Below are 21,854 nucleotides of genomic sequence, written 5' to 3' on the forward strand. Positions count from 1 at the left end.
AGGACGCGCCGCCTGGGGCCGGATGCCCGACTCCGACAGGAGCCCGGCCCCAGGCGGCCGTTTTCGTCACCTGGCAGGCCTAGGGTCTTTCGTTTGGATCAGGCCGGATCAGGGAGCGGGGTCTGGTGCCGTGGATCGCAAGGCGGAGGAGTGAGGCGACGCGGAGCGTCGTGGAGTGACGACAACGCGGCGAGGCGCGGTGCCAGGGCACGCGAGCCCGGCAAGATCCAAACGAGAGGCCCTAGTGAAGAGATGGCGAGCATGACCGTGCAGACCGAACGGCCGCCCCACCGGCCGACGGAGCTATCGAAGCGGACCGACGACGGGCCGGACAGGCCCGCGGCGCGGGGGAGATCCGCGGCCCTCGCGCCGTACCTGCTGCTGCTCCCCGCCGTGGTGGCCACCCTGTTGCTCCTCGGCTGGCCGCTGATCAAGAACGGGATGCTGTCGTTCCAGAACCTCAACATGAGGCAGCTGATCCAGCACCTCACCGAGTGGAACGGCACAGCCAACTACACCGAAGTCCTCGGCAATCCCGACTTCTGGCGGGTCACCGGACGGTCGCTGCTCTTCGCCGCCACCAATGTCGTCCTGATCATGGTGCTCGGCACCCTCGTCGGACTGCTGCTCGCCCGGCTCGGCCGGCGGATGCGGGTCACCCTGCTGATCGCCCTCGTACTCGCCTGGGCCATGCCGGTCATCGCGGCCACCACCGTCTACCAGTGGCTCTTCGCCCAGCGGTACGGCGTCGTCAACTGGGTGCTGGACAAGGTCGGCTTCCACTCCATGGCGGACTACAACTGGACCGGCGGACAGTTCTCCACCTTCTTCGTGATCACGGTCCTGATCGTCTGGCAGTCGATACCGTTCGTCGCGATCAACCTGTACGCCGCCACCACGACCATCCCCAAGGAGCTGTACGAGGCGGCCTCCCTCGACGGGGCCGGCGCCTGGCAGAGCTTCACCTCGGTCACCCTGCCGTTCCTGCGGCCCTTCCTCTACGCGACCACGTTCCTTGAAGTCATCTGGGTCTTCAAGGCGTTCGCCCAGGTCTTCGCCATCAACCAGGGCGGCCCCGACCGGCTCACGGAGATCCTTCCCGTGTACGCCTACATCGAGGGCATCGGCAACCAGCACTTCGGCATGGGCTCGGCGATCGCGCTGCTCACCATCGTGATCCTGCTCGCGATCACCTCGTTCCACCTCCGTATCGTTCTCAAGCAAGGGGAGGACGAGCTGTGAACCGCTCACGCCTCGGCCGTATCTGGCCCAACGCGACGGCCCTCGTACTCGTCGTCGGATTCGTCTTCCCGGTCTACTGGATGTTCGCGACGGCCTTCAAGCCGACTCCGGACATCGTGTCCGAGGACCCGGTCTGGTTCCCGACGGACATCACCTTCGAGCACTTCACGACGGCGGTGAACGCCGACAACTTCTGGACGCTGGTCGGCAACTCGCTCACCGTCACCGTCCTCGCGGTGGTCTTCTCCCTGATGCTGGCGCTCGCCGGTTCGTTCGCGCTCGCCCGGATGCGCTTCAAGGGGCGCCGGGGCTTCGTCATCGGCTTCATGATCGCCCAGATGGCTCCCTGGGAGGTCATGGTGATCGCGATCTACATGATCGTCCGCGACACGGACATGCTGAACAGCCTCGTACCGCTGACCCTCTTCTACATGGTCATGGTGCTTCCTTTCACCCTGCTCACGCTGCGCGGATTCGTCGCCGCGGTGCCCCGGGAGCTGGAGGAGTCCGCCATGGTCGACGGCTGCACCCGCCCCCAGGCGTTCGTCAAGGTGATCCTGCCGCTGCTCGCGCCCGGCCTGATGTCGACCTCGCTGTTCGGCTTCATCACCGCCTGGAACGAGTTCCCCCTGGTCCTGGTCCTCAACAAGGACGCGGAGGCCCAGACGCTGCCGCTCTGGCTGTCCCAGTTCCAGACCGCGTTCGGCGACGACTGGGGCGCCACGATGGCCGCGTCCTCGCTCTTCGCGATCCCGATCCTGATCCTCTTCGTCTTCCTCCAGCGCAAGGCCGTCGGCGGCCTGACCGACGGCGCAGTGAAGGGATAGGCGACATGTCGACACTCGTACGCAGTGCGGACACCCTGACCCGCGACGCTCTCGCCGTCCTCCAGCCCGGCTTCCTCGGCACGACCGCCCCGGACTGGCTGCTGCGGCGCATCGGCGAGGGACTCGCCTCCGTCGGCCTGTTCGGCCGCAACGTGGCCTCGCCCGAACAGCTCGCCGCGCTCACCGAACGGCTGCGCGCCGAGCGGGACGACATCCTCGTCGCCATCGACGAGGAGGGCGGCGACGTCACCCGTCTGGAGGTACGGCACGGCTCCTCCTTCCCGGGCAACCACGCCCTGGGCGCGGTGGACGACCTGGACCTCACCCGGGCCGTCTCCGAAGAGCTCGGCAGACGGCTCGCCGCGTGCGGCGTCACCCTCGACTGGGCCCCGTCCGCCGACGTCAACTCCAACCGGCACAACCCCGTCATCGGCGTACGGTCCTTCGGCGCCGAGCCGGAGCTGGTGGCCCGGCACACCGCCGCGTTCGTCACAGGCCTCCAGAGCGCCGGGGTCGCCGCCTGCGTCAAGCACTTCCCCGGGCACGGCGACACCGCCGTGGACTCCCACCACGCGGTGCCCCGTATCGACGTGGACCTGGACACCGTGCACGCCCGCGACCTGCTGCCGTTCCGGGCGGCGATCGCGGCGGGCACCAAGTCCGTGATGAGCGCGCACATCCTGCTGCCCGCGCTCGACCCGGACCGCCCGGCGACCCTGAGCCGGCGGATCCTCACCGGACTGCTGCGCGAGGAGATGGGCTTCGACGGCCTGATCGTCACCGACGGCATGGAGATGCGGGCCATCGGGGCGAAGTACGGGATCGAACGCGGCTCCGTCCTCGCGATCGCCGCGGGCGCCGACGCCATCTGCGTCGGCGGCGGACTGGCGGACGAGGGCACCGTACTGCGGCTGCGCGACGCGCTGGTCCAGGCGGTACGGGACGGTGAACTGCCCGAGGAGCGGCTGGCCGACGCGGCCACGCGGGTGCGCGCACTCGCCGACTGGACGCTACGGGCGAGGGCGTCAGCGGCGCCGGGGACGGCCTCACCGGAGGACACGGCCTCGCCGCAGGGGACCGAGCCCGGCCCGCCGGTCGGTCTGGTCGCGGCCCGCCGCGCGGTACGGGTGACGGGCACGGCCGAGCCGCTCACCACCGCGCCGTACGTCGCCGCCTTCACCCCCGTCGCGAACATCGCGGTGGGGGACGAGACCCCCTGGGGTATCGCCACCGAGCTGGAGCGCCTCCTGCCGGGTACGGAGACGGGCTCGTACAGCGACGCGGCCGTCGCGGACACGGACACGGCAACCCTGGCCGCGCGGGTGCTCGCGGCGGCGGGCGGGCGCACGGTCGTCGCCGTCGTACGGGACGCCCACCGGCATCCCTGGATGTCCGACGTCCTGGACGCCCTGCTCGCCGCCCGTCCGCAGACGCTGGTGGTGGAGATGGGCCTGAACGGGGCGGAGCCCAGGGGAGCCCTGCACATCGCCACGCACGGCGCGGCGCGCGTCTGCGGACGGGCCGCGGCGGAGGTCATCGCGGGCCGCGAGGAGTAGCCGGGACCGCGCCGCGATCCCCGGCACCGTCATGCCGCGGAGCCGGGAATCGCGGCGCGGTCCGTCAGATGCCCTGCCCCGCAGATGCCCTGCCCCTCAGCTGTCCTGCCCGTCAGATGCCCTGCCAGTCCGGCTTCGAGGCGAAGGTGGCCCGGAAGTAGTCGGCGAGCTTCAGTCGCGCCGCCGCAGCCTCGTCCACCACGACCGTGGCGTGCGGGTGGAGCTGGAGCGCGGACGCGGGCACCAGCGCGGCGACCGGCCCCTCGACGGCCTGCGCGACCGCCTCGGCCTTGCCCTCGCCCGTGGCCAGCAGCACCAGGTGGCGGGCCTCCAGGATGGTCCCGATGCCTTGCGTGATGACGTGATGCGGCACCTCTTCGGGCCGGTCGAAGAAGCGCGCGTTGTCCTCGCGGGTCTGCCGTGTCAGCGTCTTGATCCGGGTACGGGAAGCCAGCGAGGAGCAGGGCTCGTTGAACCCGATATGGCCGTCCGTGCCTATCCCGAGCAGCTGGAGGTCCACCCCGCCGGCCTCGGCGAGCGCACGGTCGTACGCCTCGCAGGCCGCCTGGACGTCCTCGGCGTTGCCGTCGGGGCCGAGGAAGGAACGTTCACTCAGACCCAGCGGCTCGACCACCTCACGCAGCACCACCGAGCGGTACGACTCAGGATGGCCGGACGGCAGCCCCACGTACTCGTCCAGCTGGGCGATGCGCGCGCCCGAGACGTCCAGGGCGCCGGAGCGGACCTTCGCCGCCAGCGCCTGGTAGATGGGCAGCGGAGTGGATCCCGTGGCCACGCCGAGCAGGGCGTCGCGCTTACGGCGCAGCAGACCGGCGATGCTGTCGGCGATGAGCTCGCCACCTGCCGCGGCGTCCTGGACGATGACAACTTCCACGCTGGCCTGCCGATCTGTGGTGAGACGGTAATGACGCTCTTGTGGTATAGACCAATTCTATCAGAGGGGGTGCTCTGTCAGGGGAGTCGCGACGGTTCCCCGGGCAGCCGGGAACGTCCCGGTGGCGGGTGCCCGGCGGACCGTGGTCGACTGAGTCGTGTCGCGAGAGTCCGCCCGACGCCCTGCCCGCGACACCCGACCCGTGACGCCCGATGACGCCCGATGCGCGACGCGACGCCCGGCACGCGCACCCGCGGCGTTGCCGGCGACTTGGAGGCACCCAGCATGTCTGCCGCGTTCCCGGCCGGGCTGAGTGAGCAGCCCGGCGGCATCCTCTCCGCCGAGGTGGCGGAGCAGCCCGCCGTGCTGCGACGCGTGCTGCGGGACGGTGCGCCGCGCATCCGTGAGACTGCGGCGGCGATCGCCGCCAAGAAGCCGCGCTTCGTCCTGCTCACCGCACGCGGTACGTCCGACAACGCGGCGCTCTACGCCAAGTACCTGCTGGAGATCAAGCGCGGCCTGCCCTGCGGTCTGACCTCCATGTCCACGACGACGGCGTACGGGGCGAAGCCCGATCTCACCGATGTGCTGGTCGTCGGGGTCAGCCAGTGGGGCGGCTCGCCGGACCTGGTGACCTCGACCTGGGCCGCCCGGGACGCCGGGGCGACCACTCTCGCGGTGACGAACGACCCGGACTCGGCGCTGGCCGCGGTCGCCGAGTTCCACATCGACGTCCTGGCGGGCCGGGAGAGGGCGCTCCCCGCCACCAAGTCGTACACCGCCTCGCTGCTCTCCCTCTACCTCTTCGTGGAGGGGCTCGGCGGCGGCGACGGCGCGGCGGCCGGTGTCCTGCCGGACCTCGCCGACCAGATCCTGGCCCGCCGGGACGAGGTGCGGACGCTGGCCGACCGCTACCGGTTCGCCGACCGGATGGTCGTCATCTCCCGGGGGTACGGCTACCCCACGGCCAGAGAGATGGCGCTGAAGCTGCAGGAGACGAGCTACATCCCCGCTCTCTCGTACTCCGGCGCGGATCTGCTGCACGGCCCGCTGGCGATGATCGACTCGCTCTCGCCGGTGATCGTGATCGTCCCCGACGGCAAGGGCGGTGAGGCCCTCCAGCCGGTCCTGGGGCGGCTGCGCGGCAGGGGCGCGGATCTGTTCGTGGTCGGAGCCAGGTCCGAGGTGGAGAAGGCGTCGGCGGGTTTCGTCCTCCCCACGGACGAGGTCCCGGAGGAGTTGCAGCCGATCCTGGAGATTCTGCCGCTGCATCTGCTGGCCCGTGAGATCGGCGTCGCCCGGGGCCAGGATCCGGATGTGCCGCGCACCATGGCCAAGACTCCCGAGTCCCGCTGATTTCAGGGAAGGAGTCCGGCCCACCCGCGGGCCGCGGCGCCGCGACGGGACCCTCAGCCCGCCCGGCACCGCAGCCCGGAGCTGCTACGGCCGACGGGTGTGCGGTCCCGCACGGCCGTGGGAGAGGTTCCGCCGCAGTCAGGGCAGAGAGCGCCGGTACCTCGGTCCACCCTCCTGTGCGGGGAAGGTGGAGGTCTCTGTGAAACATTGTGGACTAGACCATTTCGGCTTGTCCACGGTTCGGTAAAGCCTATGTCTCACCTACCGTCCAGTACAGACCGCGGACGGACCGTCTTTCCGCCGCGGGTACGCTCGCAGGTGTGCCCTCCATGAACGACCTCGTCGCCCAGCACACAGCCCTGAGTGAGTCCGACCTCGAGTGGCTGCATCTGCTGGTCTCGGAGTGGCAGTTGCTCTCCGACCTCTCCTTCGCCGACCTTGTGCTCTGGGTCCCCACCCGGGACGGCACCCGCTATGTGTCCGTCGCCCAGATGCGGCCCAACACCGGCCCGACCTCCTACCAGGACGACATGGTCGGCCATCTCGTCCCGCGCGGACGCCGGCCGCTGCTGGACGCGGCGCTGGACGAGGGCCGGATCGTCCGGGAGGGCGACCCCGAGTGGCGCGAGGAGGTGCCGGTACGGGTCGAGTCCATCCCCGTACGGCGCGAGGGCCGGGTCCTCGGCGTGATCGCCCGCAACACCAACCTCCTCACCGTGCGCACCCCCAGCCGGCTGGAGCTGACCTACCTCCAGTCCGCCTCCGACCTGGCCCAGATGATCGCCGCCGGGTCCTTCCCGTTCCCCGGCCAGCAGGTCGACATGGACGCCTCGCCGCGCGTCGGCGACGGGCTGATCCGGCTCGACGCCGACGGGATCGTCCAGTACGCGAGCCCCAACGCGCTGTCCGCGTATCACCGGTTGGGACTCGCGTCCGACCTGGTGGGACACCACCTCGGCCGGACCACCGACGAGTTGGCCCCCGCCCGCGGCCCGGTCGACGAGGCCATGGTCAAACTGGCCAGCGGCTACGCCCCCAGGGAGGCCGAGGTCGAGGGCAGCGGCGGAGTCATCCAGCTGCGCGCCATCCCGCTCAAGCCCAAGGGCACCCGGATCGGCTCACTGGTGCTGCTCCGCGACGTCACGGAACTCCGCCGCCGCGAGCGTGAGTTGATCACCAAGGACGCCACCATCCGGGAGATCCACCACCGGGTGAAGAACAACCTCCAGACGGTCGCGGCGCTGCTCCGCCTCCAGGCCCGGCGGATGGACTCCGAGCGGGCCAGGGAAGCCCTCAACGAGGCGGTACGGCGCGTCGGTTCCATCGCGATCGTGCATGAGACGCTGTCTCAGAATCTGGATGAGCGAGTCGATTTCGACGAGATCGCCGACCGCGTGCTGGCGATGGTCGCGGAGATCGCGCCGGGCCAGATTCTCTGCCGCCGCACCGGAAAGTTCGGCATCCTCGACGCCGAAGTGGCCACCCCGCTCTCGATGGTGCTCACCGAAATCGTCCAGAACGCCCTGGAACACGCCTTCGAACCGGGGGCGCAGGGCCGGGTTGATGTCTCCGCGGTCCACAGCGGGGAAGCGCGGACGAAGCGCGGGAAGGGCGTCCGTACGGAGACGCGGCTGCTGATCACCGTCCAGGACGACGGGCGCGGTCTGCCCGAGGGGTTCGATCCGCAGCGGGGCGGCAACCTGGGGCTCCAGATCGTACGGACCCTGGTGGAGGGGGAGTTGGGCGGCAGCTTCGACATGGTGCCCGCCCCGGTGCGCGGTACGCGCGTGATCCTGGACATTCCGGTGAAACCGCAGAAGTAGCCAGGGAAGCGGGCCCCGTGCGGCAACGCGACCCGGCCCCGCACAGCAGCGAGCCCCGGACCGTGATGACGGTCCGGGGCTCGGCTCGAAGCTCACTTTGCGATGCGCATCGGGGGGTACTGCGCGCTGCGGTTCAAGGGCGGGGCTGTGCGTACACGCTGTACGCTCCGCCGGCTGAGGCTCGTGGCAGGGGGCTTCAGGCGGTCGCGTTACGCGCCCGGTTGCGAGCGGCCCGGCGCTTCATGGCGCGGCGCTCGTCCTCACTGAGGCCACCCCAGACACCCGAGTCCTGGCCGGACTCGAGCGCCCACTGCAGGCACTGCTCCATAACGGGGCAGCGACGGCAGACGGCCTTGGCTTCCTCGATCTGCAGCAGCGCAGGACCGGTGTTGCCGATGGGGAAGAACAGCTCGGGGTCTTCCTCGCGGCAAACGGCGTTGTGACGCCAGTCCATGGCTGCTACCTCTCTTGGTATGACGTGCATATGTCGTGCAGATTGCTTGTGAATGTGAACGCTTTCACGAATCCCCCGACAAGGGAAGGGTCGTCCGTCAGCCGGAACCGACGAAGCCTTGTGTTCGCAGAGGGGTTCTGGTTCTCAGGGAGGCCGATGTTGCGGGCCGTCCCGATCGCCATGTAGAGATTCGCAAACCTCGGCGGCGGATACAACCCCTTCTGGAAAGTTTTTTTTGATTCCTCGGTGTCGACTAGGTCACAGCCGTACTTCCATGGGGTGGATCCCAGCCTAAACGTTCGAGTGAAAGGACTTTTACCCCTTCCACTCACACAATCACACGCAGTGCCCGGCGTACGCCTGTGAACGTCACGCTCGTACGCAGTCCCAGATGGTCGCCGTCCATCTGGAAGGGGAGGGGTGCCTTGGAATGCAAGGTGAAGTCCGCCAGGTCATGAAGAGACACCGCGTGGCGTCCGTGAGGGCCCCGATCGGGGGTCGAAGTGAGCAATTGGGTCGCGTAACGGGCCACGGCCGGCGGGGACAATCTGGTCAGTCCGAGAACGTCCAGGGCCGAGTCGAAGGAGGCCCCGGGGGACGCGTACACCGGACGATTGCCCAGGTAGGTCCAGGGAGCGGTGTTGCACACTATCGAGACGACAAGGTCCTTGACCGGGTCCTTCCCCGCGCGCTCCAGACTGATCATTCCCTGCCGCCGGTGCGGCTCCTGGAAGAACTGGCGCACCACCTGGCGCACATAGAGCGCGTGGGTCGAGCGTTTCCCGCGTTCCCTCTGTTGTTCGACCCGCCCGATCACTCCGGCGTCGAAACCGAAGCCGGCGCAGAAGGTGAACCAGCGGGCGGGCACCGCCTCGTCGTCCGTACCCGGAGTTCCGGCCGCCAGTCCCAGACCGACCGTACGTTCGCTCTTCTGAGCCAGCGCGTCCAGGATCGCGCCGGTCGCCTCCACCGCGTCGTTGGGCAGTCCGAGCGCGCGGGCGAACACATTGGTCGAGCCGCCGGGGACGACCGCGAGGCGTGGCAACAGGTCGGGATCGGGGCCGTTGTGCAGCAGACCGTTGACGACCTCGTTGACGGTGCCGTCACCGCCGAGGGCGACGACCAGGTCTATGTCGTCGGACTCCGCGGCCCGTCTGGCCAGGTCGCGGGCGTGCCCCCGGTACTCCGTCGTCACCGCCTCCAGCTTCATCTCGCTGGCGAGCGCGTGGATGAGTACGTCGCGGGTGCGGGCACTGGTCGTCGTTGCTGCCGGGTTGACCACGAGGAGTGCGCGCATGCTCAGCAGGTTACCGGCCGGGCGCCGGAGGCTCGCCTCCGGGCAGCGGGGGTCAGGGGGCCGCGGATTCGGCCGTCCGGAGTTCTGGGCCCGTGCGTGCGCTGTGGTTACCCTGCAGGGGTGAGCAGCAGCGAGCGGATCAGCCCCGCGCCGACCCCGAACCCTCCGCGTCCCCCGCGCCTGACCGTGGCGGCCGCCATCTGCGGGCTCGAAGCCCTGACCCTGATCGCCGGCGGTGTGTATCTGCTGGTGATGGGGGTACTCGGACAGCCCGACAGTCCGGAGCAGGCGGAGATGGGCGGGGTCACCCTGATCGTGCTCGGCGTCATCCCGCTGCTCGCCGCACGAGGGCTGCTGCTGTGCCGCGCCTGGAGCCGGGGGCCCGCGGTGATCACCCAGGTCATGGCGCTGCCGGTCGCCTATACGTTGCTGACCTCCATCGGCGGGATGATCCCGGCCGGGATCGCGCTCGCGGTGGCCGCGGTGACGGGCCTGGTCCTGATCGTCAGCGCGTCGGCCAACGAAGCCCTGGGTATTACCGACCCGGCCCGCGACTCGCAGTCGTAACGGCTGTCACGGCTGTCACGGCAGTAACTGGATAACAGCCGTAACGGCAGCAACTGGCATAACCGCGGTGTCCCGCCCCGCCCCGGGTTCCCGGACCTCGGGGCGGGGTGACCCGGCCGCGTGGGCCGGGTCCGTACCGCCGTCTACTCCTCCACCAGCAGCCGCTCGCGCAACTGCGCCAGCGTCCGGGCCAGCAGCCGCGAGACATGCATCTGGGAGATGCCGACCTCCTGCGCGATCTGCGACTGGGTCATGTTGCCGAAGAAGCGAAGCAGCAGAATCCGCTTCTCGCGCGGGGGCAGGTCCTCAAGAAGCGGCTTGAGCGACTCGCGGTACTCGACCCCCTCCAGCGCCTCGTCCTCCGAGCCGAGCGTGTCCGCGACCGCCGGGGACTCGTCGTCCGTGTCCGGGACGTCCAGCGACAGCGTGGAGTACGCGTTGGCGGACTCCAGGCCCTCCAGGACCTCTTCCTCCGAGATGGCCAGCCGCTCCGCCAACTCGTGGACCGTGGGCGAACGGCCGTGCTGCTGCGACAGTTCGGCCGTGGCCGTCGTCAGGGCGAGCCGCAGCTCCTGGAGCCGGCGCGGCACCCGCACCGCCCAGCCCTTGTCGCGGAAGTGCCGCTTGATCTCGCCGACGACCGTCGGCGTCGCGTACGTCGAGAACTCGACTCCGCGCTCCGGGTCGAACCGGTCCACCGACTTGATCAGACCGATGGTCGCGACCTGCGTCAGATCGTCCAGCGGCTCGCCCCGGTTACGGAAGCGTCTTGCCAGATGCTCGACCAGCGGCAGATGCATCCGCACCAGCTTGTTGCGGAGTTCGGCACGCTCGGGCGAGCCGTCCGGCAGCTTGCGCAGCTCGATGAACATCGCCCGCGCCCCGCTGCGGTCATGTGGATCGTGGTGTTGCTCGCTCATAAAGGCCGCCCGCTCTGCCTGCGCCTGTTCCGCCGCGGCCGTCTGGCCGTCAGGTCCGTCCTCCGGGTGGGGACGGGCCTGCTGCTCGGGGATGCCCGCGGGGGCGAGCACCGGCTCAGCCGGAGCCTGGTGCCCTCCCCGCGATTCCCGTGGGATGCGCCCCTCGTCACGCACCGGACCGTCCCCGTTCCTCACGCCGGCCCGGGTCCCGCGCCGCGCTGTTTGTAGAGGCTGATGGAGACCGTACGGTCATCCGCGACCGTCGAGTCGACCTTGCCCGCCAGTGCGGAGAGCACCGTCCAGGCGAAGGTGTCGCGCTCCGGCGCGCGCCCGTCGGTGGTGGGGGCCGAGACGGTCACCTCGAGTGAGTCCTCGATCAGTCGGAACACACAGCTGAGTACGGAGCCGGGGACGGCCTGCTGAAGCAGGATCGCGCAGGCCTCGTCCACCGCGATGCGGAGGTCCTCGATCTCGTCGAGGGTGAAGTCCAAGCGCGCCGCGAGGCCGGCCGTGGCCGTACGCAGCACGGACAGGTAGGCACCCGCAGCGGGCAGCCGGACTTCCACGAAGTCCTGGGTCCCGGGCTCGCCTGCGATCTGGGACACCCTCACCTCCAAGGTGGCACAAGCTCTTCAGGGCTCCGGGACGGGGAATGTCCCGGGGCCTCGCGGTACGTGTTGGTACGTAGCCGGTCTGGACTGGCGACGCTATCGCGATCGACGGTGTTGTGTCGCCGGGACCCCCGTCAGACGACTGTCACTCATGGTAAGCATATGGGCACAGAAAGTGGCTAGGGGTCTGCGGGGCCCAATTGCGAAGAACCGGCGGAGGGTTGACGTACCCAGTCGCCAGGGGGTCGAACCGTCGCCCCGGTCCTCGGTGACCGACTTCGGACGGCCGGACCCGTCCTGCGGACGTCGGACGCTCGAACCGCCCGGCGCCACATGACCGAACCGCCCACCTCGGACGCTCGAACCGCCCACCGCCAGGCGACCGAACCGCCCACCGCCAGGCGACCGAACCGCCCACCGCCAGGCGCTCGAACCGCCCACCGTCAGACGATCGAACCGTCCACGAAGCACCAGCGCCAGCTCTCACCGGGCTCGAAGCTCCGCATCACCGCGTGCCCCGTCTCCTTGAAGTGCTGGGTGGCGTGTTGATACGGCGAGGAGTCGCAGCAGCCGACCTCGCCGCAGACCAGGCAGAGCCGCAACTGGACGGGGTGGCTGCCGGCCGCCAGACAGGCGGGACAGGTGGCACCGCGCGGTGCGGGCTCGGGGCGCGGCAGTTCCGCGATGTGTGAACACTCGCTCATGATGACCAGGTTACGACGCGTGTGAGGACGGTGGGATGGACGTATTGCCGCTGGTGGCACTGGTGGCGGGCAGCGCGGCGATCGCCGGGGCGGCCCGCAGGACACCGGTGGCGGCGCCGTTGCTGCTGGTGACCGTGGGGCTGGGTGCCGCGTATGTGCCGGGCGTACCGGACTACACACTCGATCCGCACATCGTGCTGCCGCTGATCCTGCCGCCGCTGCTCTACACGGCGGCGGTGGACAGTTCGTACCTCGATCTGCGGGCCAACATCCGGCCCGTGGCCCTGCTGTCGGTGGGGTATGTCCTGTTCGCGACCCTCGCGGTCGGAGGGTTGGCGCATCTGCTGGTGCCCGATCTTCCGTTGACCGCGGCTCTGGTGCTGGGCGCGGTCGTCGCGCCGCCGGACGCGGTGGCGGCCACGGCCATCGCCCGCAAACTGGGACTGCCGAGCCGGATCACCACCATCCTCCAGGGCGAGTCGCTGGTGAACGACGCGACCGCGATCACCGCGTTCAAGGTGGCGCTGGCCGCGGCTGTCGGTGAGGGCGCGACCTGGGCCGGTGGGATCGCGGAGTTCGCGCTGGCGTCCCTCGGCGGTGTCGGCATCGGGCTCGTGCTGATGGTGCCGCTGCACTGGCTGCGTACGCATCTGACCGAGCCCCTGCTCCAGAACACCCTGTCGCTGCTCATCCCGTTCGTTGCGTACGCGCTGGCCGAACAGGCGGGGGCGTCGGGGGTGCTGGCGGTCGTGGTGGTCGCGCTCTACGTCGGACACCACGCCTGGCAGGTGGACTTCGCGACCCGGCTCCAGGAGGCCGCGGTGTGGAAGATGGTCGCGTTCGTCCTGGAGTCGGCGGTCTTCGCGCTGATCGGACTCCAGCTGCCGTTCGTCCTCAAGGGGCTCGGGGAGTACGGGGTCGGGGAGTCGCTGGCGTACGCCGTGGGGGTCTTCGCGGCGGTCGTGGCGGCCCGGTTCATCTGGGTCTTTCCGGCGACCTTCCTGCCGCGCGCGCTGTTCCCGAAGATCAGGGAGCGAGAACCGGACACCGACTGGACCGCGCCGCTGATCGTCGGCTGGGCCGGGATGCGTGGAGTGGTCTCGCTGGCGATCGCGTTCTCGATTCCGCTCACACTGCACGACGACCGGCCGTTCCCGGGCCGCAATCTCATCCTGTTCCTGACCTTCACGACGGTCATCGGCACGCTGGTCGTACAGGGGCTCACGCTGCCGCCCCTGATCCGGCTCCTGAAGGTGCCGGGCCGGGACCGGCAGGCCGAGACCCTGGCCGAGGCGCAGGCCCAGAGCGAGGCGTCCGCGGCGGCGGAACAGCTGCTGGACGAGCTGCTGGCCGATGAGCGCAACGCACTGCCGCCGCCGCTCGCACAGCGGCTCCGTACGGTCATGGAGCGCCGCCGCAACGCGGTCTGGGAGCGGCTCGGGACGGTCAACGAAGTGACGGGGGAGTCGGCCGACGACACCTACCGGCGGCTGTCGGGGGAGATGATCGCGGCGGAGCGCGCGGTGTTCGTGGACCTGCGGGACCGGCGGAGCATCGACGACGAGATGCTGCGGACGCTGCTGCGCAGGCTGGATCTGGAGGAGGCGGCGGCGTACCGGGAGGAGGGTACGGACTGAGCCGGCCCACGAGGTTGGCGGCTCGCGCCGCTCAGGGGGGCGTTACGGGGACGACGGCTCGGGCTGTCCCGTGATGACGGCGGCGACACTCGTGCCCGGCCGGAAAGCGCCCTCCTCCACCAGAGCCGTGAGGCCGTAAAGCATTTTGGCGACATAGAGACGTTCCACCGGGAGCCCGTGCCGGTCCTCGAAGTCGTCGGCGAAGGCGTCGAGGACGGGGGAGGTACGGGCGAAGCCGCCGAAGTGGAAGCGGCCGTCCAGGCGCCAGTCACCGGCCGGGCCGCCGAACGCGGCGAGTTGGAGGTCCCGTACCTCCCGGTCGAGGAAGTCCCCCTTGAGTACGGGGAATCCCAGGGCCCGCTGCCCCGCGCCGAGTCCGGCGGCGAGCCCCGCGAGCGTCCCGCCGGTGCCACAGGCGACGGCCACGGCCTCGGCCGTGCCGCGCAGCTCCCGGCCCAGCTCCGCGCACCCTCGTGCGGCGAGCGCGTTGCTGCCGCCCTCGGGGATCACGTACACGGACTCGGGCTCGGACTCGCGCTCCAGCCCGGCGCGCGCGAGGACGGCGGACACGACCGCGGGTTCGGTCTTGCGGCGGTATGTCGAGCGGTCCACGAAGCACAGCCGCATCCCGTCCGCCGCGCACCGGGCGAGGGAGGGGTTGAGCGGGCGATCGGCCAGTTCCTGCCCCCGTACGATCCCGACGGTGGCGAAGCCGAGCAGCCGGCCGGCGGCGGCGGTCGCGCGCAGATGGTTGGAGTACGCGCCGCCGAACGTCACCAGCGTGCGTAGGCCTCCGGCCGCCGCGGAGCGCAGATTCGGCGCCAGTTTGCGCCACTTGTTGCCGGGCAGTTCGGGGTGGATCAGGTCGTCGCGCTTGAGCAGCAGCCGTACGCCATGACGGGCGAAGCGTTCGTCCTCGGCCGGCCGCAGCGGCGACGGAAGCCGCGGCCGCAGACCGGCGAGGTCGAACGCTTCGGAGCCGGAGCCGGAGCCGGAGCCGGAGCCGGGCCCCGGGGCGGCGTCGGCGTCGGGGGCGGGGGAGGTCACCCCCTCATTGTCACTTCAGACGGTCGTGGACGCGTTCGCGCATCTCCGTCATCGAGAAACCCCGGGGGTCGACCTTGCCCGGCTGCCACTCCAGGTGGCCGATCACCGACCGGGCGCCCCAGCCGTGGTAGCGGCAGATCGCCGCCGCGGCCTTCTCGATGGCCTCCAACTGGACCTCGGGCCACGGGTCTTTGCCGTCGCCGAGGTTCTCGCACTCGAAGCCGTAGAAGTGCCGGTTCCCGTCGGTGTTGGCCTCGTTGTCCCGCGGAAGGCCCTTCTCGGCGATCACGGCCCGCAGGACCTCGTCGTCGCCGAGCCCGGCGTGATTGGCCCGTCCGTAGCCGACGAGATGGACCTTTCCGTCCTTGGCGATGACGCCGTGGCACAGCGGGCCGGGCAGGGACTCGTGGCCGTCCCGGCAGAGGCGGACGGTGGCATCGGTGCCCTTGGTGACGGTGTGATGGATCATCACGCCGTTGACCGGGCCCCAGGCGCCTTTGTCGTTCCGGTTGTGGGTGCGCCAGTCACCGACCTGAACGACCGTCAGACCTTCGTCCTTCAGTGCGTCGAGGAAACTGCTGGCGGACATGGGCGGGGCCATGACCGGCTCCTAACTGCTCGTGACCTGTGCGTGGGGAATTGGCGGTGGGTATCGGCGGTGGGGATCGGCTGCGGGGCTCGGCGACGCGACGCGGGCCGACCTGGACAGTGTGCCGTCACGAGGGGCCATCGGGGGGAATTTCGCGTGTCGTACCCAGTAGAACGCGATCCAGTCCCACTCGTTTGTGTAATGGCGGACTCTCGTGACGTGCTGGAAGTGTTTCCCCTCGCAGGTCAGCACATGATCGAAGGGGAGAATTCATGTCGGTCGGTAACGAGGTCCGCGAAGGTCAGCCGCCACCCCAGCAGAGTCTGGGAACGGCCGCCGCGCGGAACCTGGCGACCACCACCAAGTCCGTACCGCAGATGCAGGAGATAACCTCCCGCTGGCTGCTGCGGATGCTTCCGTGGGTTCAGGTACAGGGCGGTACGTACCGGGTGAACCGCCGGCTCACTTACGCGGTCGGCGACGGCCGCGTGACGTTCGTGCAGACCGGGGACCGGGTGTCGGTCATCCCCGCGGAGCTGGGCGAGTTGCCCGCGCTGCGTGAGTACGGTGACGAAGAGGTGCTGGCCGAGCTGGCACGCCGTTGTGAGCAGCGGGAGTTCACGGCGGGCCAGGTCCTCGCCGCTTCCGGCGACTCGGCGGACCAGGTCTTCCTGCTGGCGCACGGCAGGGTCGAGAAGGTGGGTACGGGCCCCTACGGGGACGACGCGATCCTCGGAGTCCTCGCGGACGGCGCGTACTTCGGAGAACAGGCCCTGGTGGACGGGGAGGCCACCTGGGACTTCACGGCGCGCGCGGCGACGGCGTGCACCGTGCTGGTGCTGACACGGAACGACGTACAGAACCTCGCGGAACGTGCGGAGTCGCTGCGCGGCCATCTGGACGCGCTGGCGTCCGTACCGCATCAGCGGACCAACAAGTACGGCGAGGCCGCGATCGATCTGTCCGCCGGCCATGTCGGCGAGGCGGTCGTGCCCCACACGTTCGTGGACTACGAGGGGGCGCCGCGCGAGTACGAACTGAGCGTCGCGCAGACCGTGCTGAAGGTGCACAGCAGGGTCGCGGACCTCTACAACCAGCCCATGAACCAGACCGAGCAGCAGTTGCGGCTCACGGTCGAGGCGCTGCGTGAGCGCCAGGAGCACGAGCTGATCAACAACCGCGAGTTCGGTCTGCTGAGCAACTGCGACTACGGACAGCGGCTCCAGCCCCACGAGGGCGGCCCCACCCCGGACGACATGGACGAGCTGCTCTCGCGCCGCCGAGGCTCGAAGCTCTTCCTGGCGCATCCGCGTGCGATCGCCGCCTTCGGGCGCGAGTGCAACAAGCGGGGGCTGTACCCGGACAGCGTGGAGGTCTCGGGCCACCATGTGCCCGCCTGGCGCGGGGTTCCGATCTTCCCGTGCAACAAGATCCCGATCTCCGACGCGCGGACGACCTCGATCATCTGTATGCGTACGGGCGAGACCGAGCAGGGAGTCGTCGGGCTTCAGCAGAGCGGCATCCCGGACGAGATCGAGCCGAGCCTGTCGGTCCGCTTCATGGGCATCGACGACCAGGCGATCATCTCGTACCTGGTCACGGCCTACTACTCGGCGGCCGTCCTCGTGCCGGACGCCCTCGGTGTCCTGGAGAACGTCGAAGTGGGGCGTTGGAGCTGAGGTGACCGACCCGGGCGGGCCGGCCGACCGACCGCGCGACCGTACGGGCGTGATGGCCGGGTCGGTCGGCCCGCCCGGGGACGGGGGCCGGGCTCCGGGCCCGGTGTCCGGGCGATCCCCGGGCTCCGGGCCGGTCTCGGACTCACTCGGCCGGAGGCCGCGACAGGATGTGAGAAGACGCCGGAGGAAGTGACCATGACCGTGACCAGCAGCACGGATGCCGCCGCCGAGGGGCATGAGGCCGTGGCTCTCCTGGAGCGCACCCGCACCGCCGTCCATCCCGAATTACGCTCCGCCGTCGAGTCGTTGCCCGGTTCCGTGCGGCGGGTCGCGATGTACCACTTCGGCTGGGAGCACGCGGACGGTACCCAGGCTGCCGGGCCGGCGGGCAAGGCGATCAGGCCCGCGCTGGTCCTCGCGGCGGAGCGGGCTCTGGCCTGGGATCCGGCCGGGGAGCCGACCCGGGATCAGCAACACGCGGCAGCAGGACGGCAGTCCGCCGGGGCAGGCCCGCGCCAGTCGGCCGTACGGGCCGCTGTCGCGGTCGAGCTCGCCCACAACTTCACGCTGCTCCACGACGATGTGATCGACGAGGACCCGACCCGACGGCACCGCGCCACCGCCTGGACGGTCTTCGGCACCCCGGACGCCATCATCGCGGGCGACGCGATGATGGCCCTCGCGCTGAGGCTCTTCGCGGAGGACCCGCATCCGGCGTCGGCCGCCGCCTCGGCCCGGCTGGCGACCTGTGTCATAGAACTGTGCGCGGGACAGCAGGCGGACTGCGCCTTCGAGCAACGTGGTCCGCACGAGGTCTCGTTGGACGAGTGTGTCGCCATGGCCATGTCCAAGACAGGTGCCCTGCTCGGTGCGTCGTGCGCGCTCGGGGCGCTGTACGCGGGCGCGGAGGAGGAACAGGTCGCCGCACTGGACGCCTTCGGCCGGGAGGCGGGGCTGGCGTTCCAGCTCATCGACGATCTGATCGGGATCTGGGGAGACCCCGACCGCACGGGCAAACCGGCCGGCGCCGATCTGGCCGCCCACAAGAAGTCCCTGCCGGTGGTGGCGGCCCTGGCGTCCGGCACCCCGGCCGCCGAGGAGCTGGCCGAGCTGTACCGGAGCCCGATGGACGACGCGGCGGTCCGGCGGGCGGCCGACGCGGTCGAACGGGCGGGCGGGCGCGACTGGGCACAGTTCGAGGCGGCCGACCGGATGTCCAGGGCGGTCCACCAGCTGTCCCGGGCGGTCCCCGATCTCTCCGCCGGCGACGATCTGCTGGCGCTCGCGGAGTTCGTCACGCGCCGAAACCGCTGAGCGGCGGGGCACGATCGTCTTCCGGCACTCAGGCAACCGCAGGCACGTTCCCGGCCGCACGACGGCGATTCCAGTACGCGACGGTCAGTACGGCCGGCAACGACCCCCACAGGGCCGGCGGCACCTAGCAGAAAGAGAACCAGGCAACCTCCCGGCCGCCGGCCCGGCTCGGGGCGTCGGCCGACAGGGCGTCGCCCCGGATCGTGGCCCCGATGGTGGCCGGGACGACCGCCGCCTTCACCGGGACCCGGCGGCCGCGTGGGAACGGAATCCAGGGTGGACTCGGCTCCGCAGTTCGATTTACGGAGAGGTGCGACCGAAGGATGAGGGCAGGCAGCGTGGAGTCGTCGGGCAGACAGCGTGGAAGTCACTTGCATAACCACTACGGCTGGAGCACTGTGGTTGGAGTGGTCAAGCCCCCCCCATGGGTGCACCCGGCCGTTCCGTCCGTTTCCTGTCGTTCAGTGCCCCGGAGGTCCGCTTGCGCAAGCTCACTTACTACATGGCCGCGTCGATCGACGGATTCATCGGAGATCCCACCGGGGACGGGACGTCCTTCCTGCGGTACGTGGACGATGAGTTCTTCGCGTTCCTGAAGGCGGAGTACCCGGAGACCATGCCGACCCACGGTCGTCGGTCCTTCGGTATCGACCATCTGGAGAACCGTCACTTCGACACGATCATCCAGGGCAGGGTCAGCTACGACATCGCCCTGGAGGCCGGTGTCCCCAGCCCGTACGCGCACCTGCGGCAGTACGTCGTGTCGCGGAGCATCAAGGAGAGTCCGGATCCCGCGGTCGAGATCGTCTCCGGCGATGTGGTGCGGAAGGTCCGGGAACTCAAGGCGGAGGAGGGTGAGTTGGGGATCTATCTCTGCGGCGGCGCCGATCTGGCCGGGCAGTTGGCCGGTGAGGTCGATGAGCTGATCATCAAGACCTACCCGTCGGTCCTCCGCTCGGGAATGCCCATGTTCGCGGCGGACTTCCATATCGACGAGTTCGTGCTGGGCTCCGTGCAGGCCTTCGGGAATGGCGTGATCGTCACCACGTACGGCCGCAAGTAGTGACCCCTGCTGCGGCGGAAGATCTCGTACCGCTACAGTCCGCGCCATGACAGCGGAGTCGGCGGAGTCGACGGATACATGGGCGGGTTGGTACCGGGACGGCCGGGGGGCCGAAGCGATCACCCTCACCGCGGGTGGGCAGCAAGTGCGTACCCAAATAAGGGGAGTTGAGTACCGAGGGGCGGATTTCGCCACCCTGGCGGCGGTGGAGGCGGGCGAGGCTCTGGCGGCCTGCGTCATGGAGTGGGACATCCCGCTGCCCGTCAACGCGGACGGTACGGCCGAACAGGCCACGCTCAGCTGCCTGCTGGCGCTCGGTGAGCGGGAGTCCGAAGGGCCGGTCGGGCGGGCCGAGCTGAGCCTGACGCTGCACTTCGGCGGGGCGGCCTACGCGTCGGGCATCGCCGGGGGCGGTTTCGAGGAGGCGCTGGGGCGTATCCGGCGCCAGCTGCCGGCCGGTACGGAACTGGGCGGGAAGCAGCTGGTGGAGGCTTCCTGAGGAGCTCTGCCGGGAGACCGGACCATGCTGGCGATCCCTCCGGTCCGGTTGTGCCCTGCCGGGCGCCCGGACACCGAGGGTCACTTGTCCGGCTGCGATCCGTCCGACCGTGCCCCGTCCGACCGTGATCCGTCCGGCTTTGCCTCGTCCTGTCGGTCCTCCGGCCGCTGCACGGACTCCTCCGTCCAGCCGTTGTCCACGGTCGGATTGTCGTCGTGGAGGACGAACTCCTCCCTGAGGTCGACCGGCCGGTAGCCCGCCGCGATCAGGCCGTCCAGCAGCGCGTCCACCCGGGCGCGCGCCACCGGGCGGCCGACGCCCCGGGCGAGTTGGGTCACGTAACGCTCCTGGACGCCGCCGGGCAGGATGTGGCGCGCGGTACGTGAGACATGCGCGGAGTGCCGTTCGGCGACGGCGGCCAGCCGTTTCGTGTCGTACGGGATCGGCAGCCGCAGCTTGAGGCGGTGCTCGAAGTGGCAGTGCGCGGGGAACGTCGCGGCCTCCGCGTCGGTCTGCGGTACGCCCTCGTTCCACGGCGCCGCCTCGATCTTGGTCCGTACGACGGTGAACCCGGCCTCCGCGAGGCGCGCGGCGCACTGCTCGGCGGCGCGTAACTGTTCTTCGAGGCTGCCTGTGCCGTACAGCGTGAGCGTCGGGCGGGAGGGCGTCCGGCCGCGGTCCAGGACGGTAGCGGTGAATGCGAGGCCGTGGACGACGGCCCAGTCGCGGAGCGACACGACCGTGTCCGGGCGGTGGTCGGCCCGTACCGTCATATGTGTTTCGAAGTCGCCCTCGATGGTGCGACAGAGAGCGCGGCGGGGCGATGCGCCGGGGTCCGTACTGAAGTCCACCGAGAGACGTTACCAAGGGGGACAAGGGAAGGGGCGCCCCCGTGGTGCGTTTTCGGGGCGCCCCTGTCGAGCGTCTGACGTGACCTGACCCCGGACTCGGATCCCCGGAGCCGGATCCTCGGAGGTCAGGTCCCGGGAGGTCAGGAAAGCTTGGCCAGGGCGGCCGCGAGGCCGTTCGCCCACAGGGTGTTCACGCGGGCGCGCTCCGCCGAGTTCGGCTGGGCGTTCTGGCAGGAGGTGCCGGGGCCGCCGCCGGACATCAGCTCGCTGCACGGACCGGTGTAGTGGTCCGGGAGGCCGAGCACGTGCCCGGTCTCGTGCGCGGTGACGCGGGTCGAGTTGTACCGCTGGTTCTGCGCGTAGTCCAGGAAGATGTAGCCCGAACCGTGGCCGTCGGTGCTCGCGTACGAGCCGCGGGAGTCATTGCCCTCGCGGTAGGTGAAGTCGGCGTTGCTGCCCGACTGGAGCTTCACATTGGAGACGGCGCTGTTCCAGATGGAGGTGCTGCTGGCTATCTGGCCGGCGAACGTGGGAGCGGCCGAGGCGTTGTAGACCACGGTGACGGCCTGCACGCCCGGGTTCGCGGCGCGCTTCTCGGCGACCGACTTCAGGACGGCGTCGAAGAACGCCTTGTTCGCGGCGGCCTCCGCCTTCGAGCCGTTGTAGGCGGCGTACGAGGAGGTGGCGTCGGCGCTGGTGGGGGCAGCGGTCGTGGTGGCGGAAGCCGGGGCGACACTGAACGCGGTCGCGAACGCCAGGCCGAATCCGAAGATGGCGGAGACGGCGGTCTTGGGGTGTCTCATGTGGGGGGCTCCTGCTCGTCCGGTTGAACGGATGGGGATACCGGAGAGTCTCGGGGAGTTCACCTCTGCGCGGATGATGCCAAAAGCCGATAGCACCAACGCATCACTTGGCCGATTTTC

General features: G+C 70.0%; 21 protein-coding genes. 11 read left to right on the plus strand and 10 right to left on the minus strand.

All coding sequences use genetic code 11. The features are described 5' to 3' along the window. The first annotated feature begins 261 nt into the window (after positions 1 to 261). The 3 genes from ACIQD6_RS03600 to ACIQD6_RS03610 are packed head-to-tail and all read left to right on the plus strand — an operon-like array spanning position 262 to position 3,625. On the plus strand, positions 262 to 1,242 hold the full coding sequence (locus tag ACIQD6_RS03600; protein WP_401877552.1) for a carbohydrate ABC transporter permease: 981 nt from the start codon (positions 262 to 264) through the stop codon (positions 1,240 to 1,242). Beyond that, complete coding sequence (locus ACIQD6_RS03605; protein WP_401877554.1) at positions 1,239 to 2,069, plus strand: carbohydrate ABC transporter permease; 831 nt, start codon at positions 1,239 to 1,241, stop codon at positions 2,067 to 2,069. The genes ACIQD6_RS03600 and ACIQD6_RS03605 overlap by 4 nt, the downstream gene beginning before the upstream one ends. A gap of 5 nt (positions 2,070 to 2,074) precedes the next feature. After that, the gene (locus ACIQD6_RS03610) at positions 2,075 to 3,625 is read left to right on the plus strand and encodes a glycoside hydrolase family 3 protein (protein ID WP_401877556.1); all 1,551 of its coding nucleotides are present in this window, start codon (positions 2,075 to 2,077) and stop codon (positions 3,623 to 3,625) included. Between the two features lie 112 nt (positions 3,626 to 3,737). Here the strand turns inward: ACIQD6_RS03610 and nagB are convergent, their stop codons facing one another. After that, positions 3,738 to 4,520 carry a glucosamine-6-phosphate deaminase gene (gene nagB, locus ACIQD6_RS03615; RefSeq protein ID WP_401877558.1) on the minus strand — a complete coding sequence of 261 codons (783 nt, stop codon included), beginning with the start codon at positions 4,518 to 4,520 and terminating at the stop codon, positions 3,738 to 3,740. Between the two features lie 285 nt (positions 4,521 to 4,805). Here nagB and ACIQD6_RS03620 point away from each other — a divergent pair, with 285 nt between their 5' ends. Together ACIQD6_RS03620 and ACIQD6_RS03625 are read left to right on the plus strand one after the other, a co-directional pair. Continuing rightward, positions 4,806 to 5,876 (plus strand): SIS domain-containing protein, encoded by a 1,071-nt coding sequence (locus ACIQD6_RS03620; RefSeq protein WP_401877560.1) that lies wholly within the window; start codon positions 4,806 to 4,808, stop codon positions 5,874 to 5,876. Positions 5,877 to 6,205: 329 nt separating this feature from the next. After that, entirely contained in the window at positions 6,206 to 7,699 is a 1,494-nt protein-coding gene (locus tag ACIQD6_RS03625) for a sensor histidine kinase (RefSeq protein ID WP_401877562.1), read from the plus strand. A 196-nt stretch (positions 7,700 to 7,895) separates the two neighbouring features. Here ACIQD6_RS03625 and ACIQD6_RS03630 read toward each other — a convergent pair whose 3' ends face one another. Further along, positions 7,896 to 8,153, minus strand: a complete 258-nt coding sequence (locus tag ACIQD6_RS03630) for a WhiB family transcriptional regulator (protein WP_004937597.1) — start codon at positions 8,151 to 8,153, stop codon at positions 7,896 to 7,898. Between the two features lie 328 nt (positions 8,154 to 8,481). After that, positions 8,482 to 9,450, minus strand: a complete 969-nt coding sequence (locus tag ACIQD6_RS03635; RefSeq protein WP_401877563.1) for a diacylglycerol/lipid kinase family protein — start codon at positions 9,448 to 9,450, stop codon at positions 8,482 to 8,484. Positions 9,451 to 9,570: 120 nt separating this feature from the next. Here ACIQD6_RS03635 and ACIQD6_RS03640 point away from each other — a divergent pair, with 120 nt between their 5' ends. Continuing rightward, complete coding sequence (locus ACIQD6_RS03640) at positions 9,571 to 10,017, plus strand: hypothetical protein (protein WP_401877565.1); 447 nt, start codon at positions 9,571 to 9,573, stop codon at positions 10,015 to 10,017. Between the two features lie 143 nt (positions 10,018 to 10,160). On the opposite strand, the gene ACIQD6_RS03645 is transcribed toward ACIQD6_RS03640, so the two are convergent. From ACIQD6_RS03645 to ACIQD6_RS03655, 3 genes are all read right to left on the minus strand, one after another. Then, complete coding sequence (locus ACIQD6_RS03645) at positions 10,161 to 11,093, minus strand: RNA polymerase sigma factor SigF (protein WP_401878110.1); 933 nt, start codon at positions 11,091 to 11,093, stop codon at positions 10,161 to 10,163. 35 nt (positions 11,094 to 11,128) lie between these two features. Then, positions 11,129 to 11,542, minus strand: coding sequence for an anti-sigma regulatory factor (locus ACIQD6_RS03650; RefSeq protein WP_328536767.1), 414 nt, complete (start codon positions 11,540 to 11,542; stop codon positions 11,129 to 11,131). A 449-nt stretch (positions 11,543 to 11,991) separates the two neighbouring features. Then, the gene (locus ACIQD6_RS03655) at positions 11,992 to 12,252 is read right to left on the minus strand and encodes a UBP-type zinc finger domain-containing protein (RefSeq protein WP_401877567.1); all 261 of its coding nucleotides are present in this window, start codon (positions 12,250 to 12,252) and stop codon (positions 11,992 to 11,994) included. 35 nt (positions 12,253 to 12,287) lie between these two features. Here ACIQD6_RS03655 and ACIQD6_RS03660 point away from each other — a divergent pair, with 35 nt between their 5' ends. Continuing rightward, positions 12,288 to 13,889, plus strand: coding sequence for a Na+/H+ antiporter (locus ACIQD6_RS03660; protein ID WP_401877569.1), 1,602 nt, complete (start codon positions 12,288 to 12,290; stop codon positions 13,887 to 13,889). A gap of 42 nt (positions 13,890 to 13,931) precedes the next feature. Here the strand turns inward: ACIQD6_RS03660 and ACIQD6_RS03665 are convergent, their stop codons facing one another. Continuing rightward, the gene (locus tag ACIQD6_RS03665) at positions 13,932 to 14,843 is read right to left on the minus strand and encodes a 1-aminocyclopropane-1-carboxylate deaminase/D-cysteine desulfhydrase (protein WP_401878113.1); all 912 of its coding nucleotides are present in this window, start codon (positions 14,841 to 14,843) and stop codon (positions 13,932 to 13,934) included. A 103-nt stretch (positions 14,844 to 14,946) separates the two neighbouring features. Then, positions 14,947 to 15,537: an N-acetylmuramoyl-L-alanine amidase gene (locus ACIQD6_RS03670; RefSeq protein WP_401877571.1), complete on the minus strand. Its 591-nt coding sequence runs from the start codon at positions 15,535 to 15,537 to the stop codon at positions 14,947 to 14,949. A 260-nt stretch (positions 15,538 to 15,797) separates the two neighbouring features. On the opposite strand from ACIQD6_RS03670, the gene ACIQD6_RS03675 reads away from it, so the two are divergent. The 4 genes from ACIQD6_RS03675 to ACIQD6_RS03690 all read left to right on the plus strand — a co-directional run bounded on the left by ACIQD6_RS03675 (position 15,798) and on the right by ACIQD6_RS03690 (position 20,080). After that, positions 15,798 to 17,204, plus strand: coding sequence for a family 2B encapsulin nanocompartment shell protein (locus ACIQD6_RS03675; RefSeq protein ID WP_401877573.1), 1,407 nt, complete (start codon positions 15,798 to 15,800; stop codon positions 17,202 to 17,204). Between the two features lie 195 nt (positions 17,205 to 17,399). Next, complete coding sequence (locus tag ACIQD6_RS03680) at positions 17,400 to 18,518, plus strand: family 2 encapsulin nanocompartment cargo protein polyprenyl transferase (RefSeq protein ID WP_401877575.1); 1,119 nt, start codon at positions 17,400 to 17,402, stop codon at positions 18,516 to 18,518. Between the two features lie 481 nt (positions 18,519 to 18,999). Beyond that, complete coding sequence (locus tag ACIQD6_RS03685) at positions 19,000 to 19,581, plus strand: dihydrofolate reductase family protein (protein ID WP_401877576.1); 582 nt, start codon at positions 19,000 to 19,002, stop codon at positions 19,579 to 19,581. Positions 19,582 to 19,627: 46 nt separating this feature from the next. Next, positions 19,628 to 20,080, plus strand: a complete 453-nt coding sequence (locus ACIQD6_RS03690) for a DUF6304 family protein (RefSeq protein ID WP_401877578.1) — start codon at positions 19,628 to 19,630, stop codon at positions 20,078 to 20,080. 80 nt (positions 20,081 to 20,160) lie between these two features. On the opposite strand, the gene ACIQD6_RS03695 is transcribed toward ACIQD6_RS03690, so the two are convergent. Further along, positions 20,161 to 20,931 carry a hypothetical protein gene (locus ACIQD6_RS03695; protein WP_401877580.1) on the minus strand — a complete coding sequence of 257 codons (771 nt, stop codon included), beginning with the start codon at positions 20,929 to 20,931 and terminating at the stop codon, positions 20,161 to 20,163. A 140-nt stretch (positions 20,932 to 21,071) separates the two neighbouring features. Continuing rightward, the gene (snpA, locus tag ACIQD6_RS03700) at positions 21,072 to 21,734 is read right to left on the minus strand and encodes a snapalysin (RefSeq protein ID WP_401877581.1); all 663 of its coding nucleotides are present in this window, start codon (positions 21,732 to 21,734) and stop codon (positions 21,072 to 21,074) included. Positions 21,735 to 21,854 lie beyond the last annotated feature (120 nt).

The organism is Streptomyces sp. NPDC088400, from assembly GCF_044753355.1.
GTDB lineage: Bacteria > Actinomycetota > Actinomycetes > Streptomycetales > Streptomycetaceae > Streptomyces.

Bases quoted from the DNA above. Each gene is read 5' to 3' on its own strand.
- ACIQD6_RS03600 (WP_401877552.1), top strand. From the start codon at position 262: ATGACCGTGCAGACCGAACGGCCGCCCCACCGGCCGACGGAGCTATCG.
- ACIQD6_RS03610 (WP_401877556.1), top strand. From the start codon at position 2,075: ATGTCGACACTCGTACGCAGTGCGGACACCCTGACCCGCGACGCTCTC.
- ACIQD6_RS03620 (WP_401877560.1), top strand. From the start codon at position 4,806: ATGTCTGCCGCGTTCCCGGCCGGGCTGAGTGAGCAGCCCGGCGGCATC.
- ACIQD6_RS03625 (WP_401877562.1), top strand. From the start codon at position 6,206: ATGAACGACCTCGTCGCCCAGCACACAGCCCTGAGTGAGTCCGACCTC.
- ACIQD6_RS03630 (WP_004937597.1), bottom strand. From the start codon at position 8,153: ATGGACTGGCGTCACAACGCCGTTTGCCGCGAGGAAGACCCCGAGCTG.
- ACIQD6_RS03635 (WP_401877563.1), bottom strand. From the start codon at position 9,450: ATGCGCGCACTCCTCGTGGTCAACCCGGCAGCAACGACGACCAGTGCC.
- ACIQD6_RS03655 (WP_401877567.1), bottom strand. From the start codon at position 12,252: ATGAGCGAGTGTTCACACATCGCGGAACTGCCGCGCCCCGAGCCCGCA.
- ACIQD6_RS03660 (WP_401877569.1), top strand. From the start codon at position 12,288: ATGGACGTATTGCCGCTGGTGGCACTGGTGGCGGGCAGCGCGGCGATC.
- ACIQD6_RS03670 (WP_401877571.1), bottom strand. From the start codon at position 15,537: ATGGCCCCGCCCATGTCCGCCAGCAGTTTCCTCGACGCACTGAAGGAC.
- ACIQD6_RS03675 (WP_401877573.1), top strand. From the start codon at position 15,798: ATGTCGGTCGGTAACGAGGTCCGCGAAGGTCAGCCGCCACCCCAGCAG.
- ACIQD6_RS03680 (WP_401877575.1), top strand. From the start codon at position 17,400: ATGACCGTGACCAGCAGCACGGATGCCGCCGCCGAGGGGCATGAGGCC.
- ACIQD6_RS03690 (WP_401877578.1), top strand. From the start codon at position 19,628: ATGACAGCGGAGTCGGCGGAGTCGACGGATACATGGGCGGGTTGGTAC.
- snpA (WP_401877581.1), bottom strand. From the start codon at position 21,734: ATGAGACACCCCAAGACCGCCGTCTCCGCCATCTTCGGATTCGGCCTG.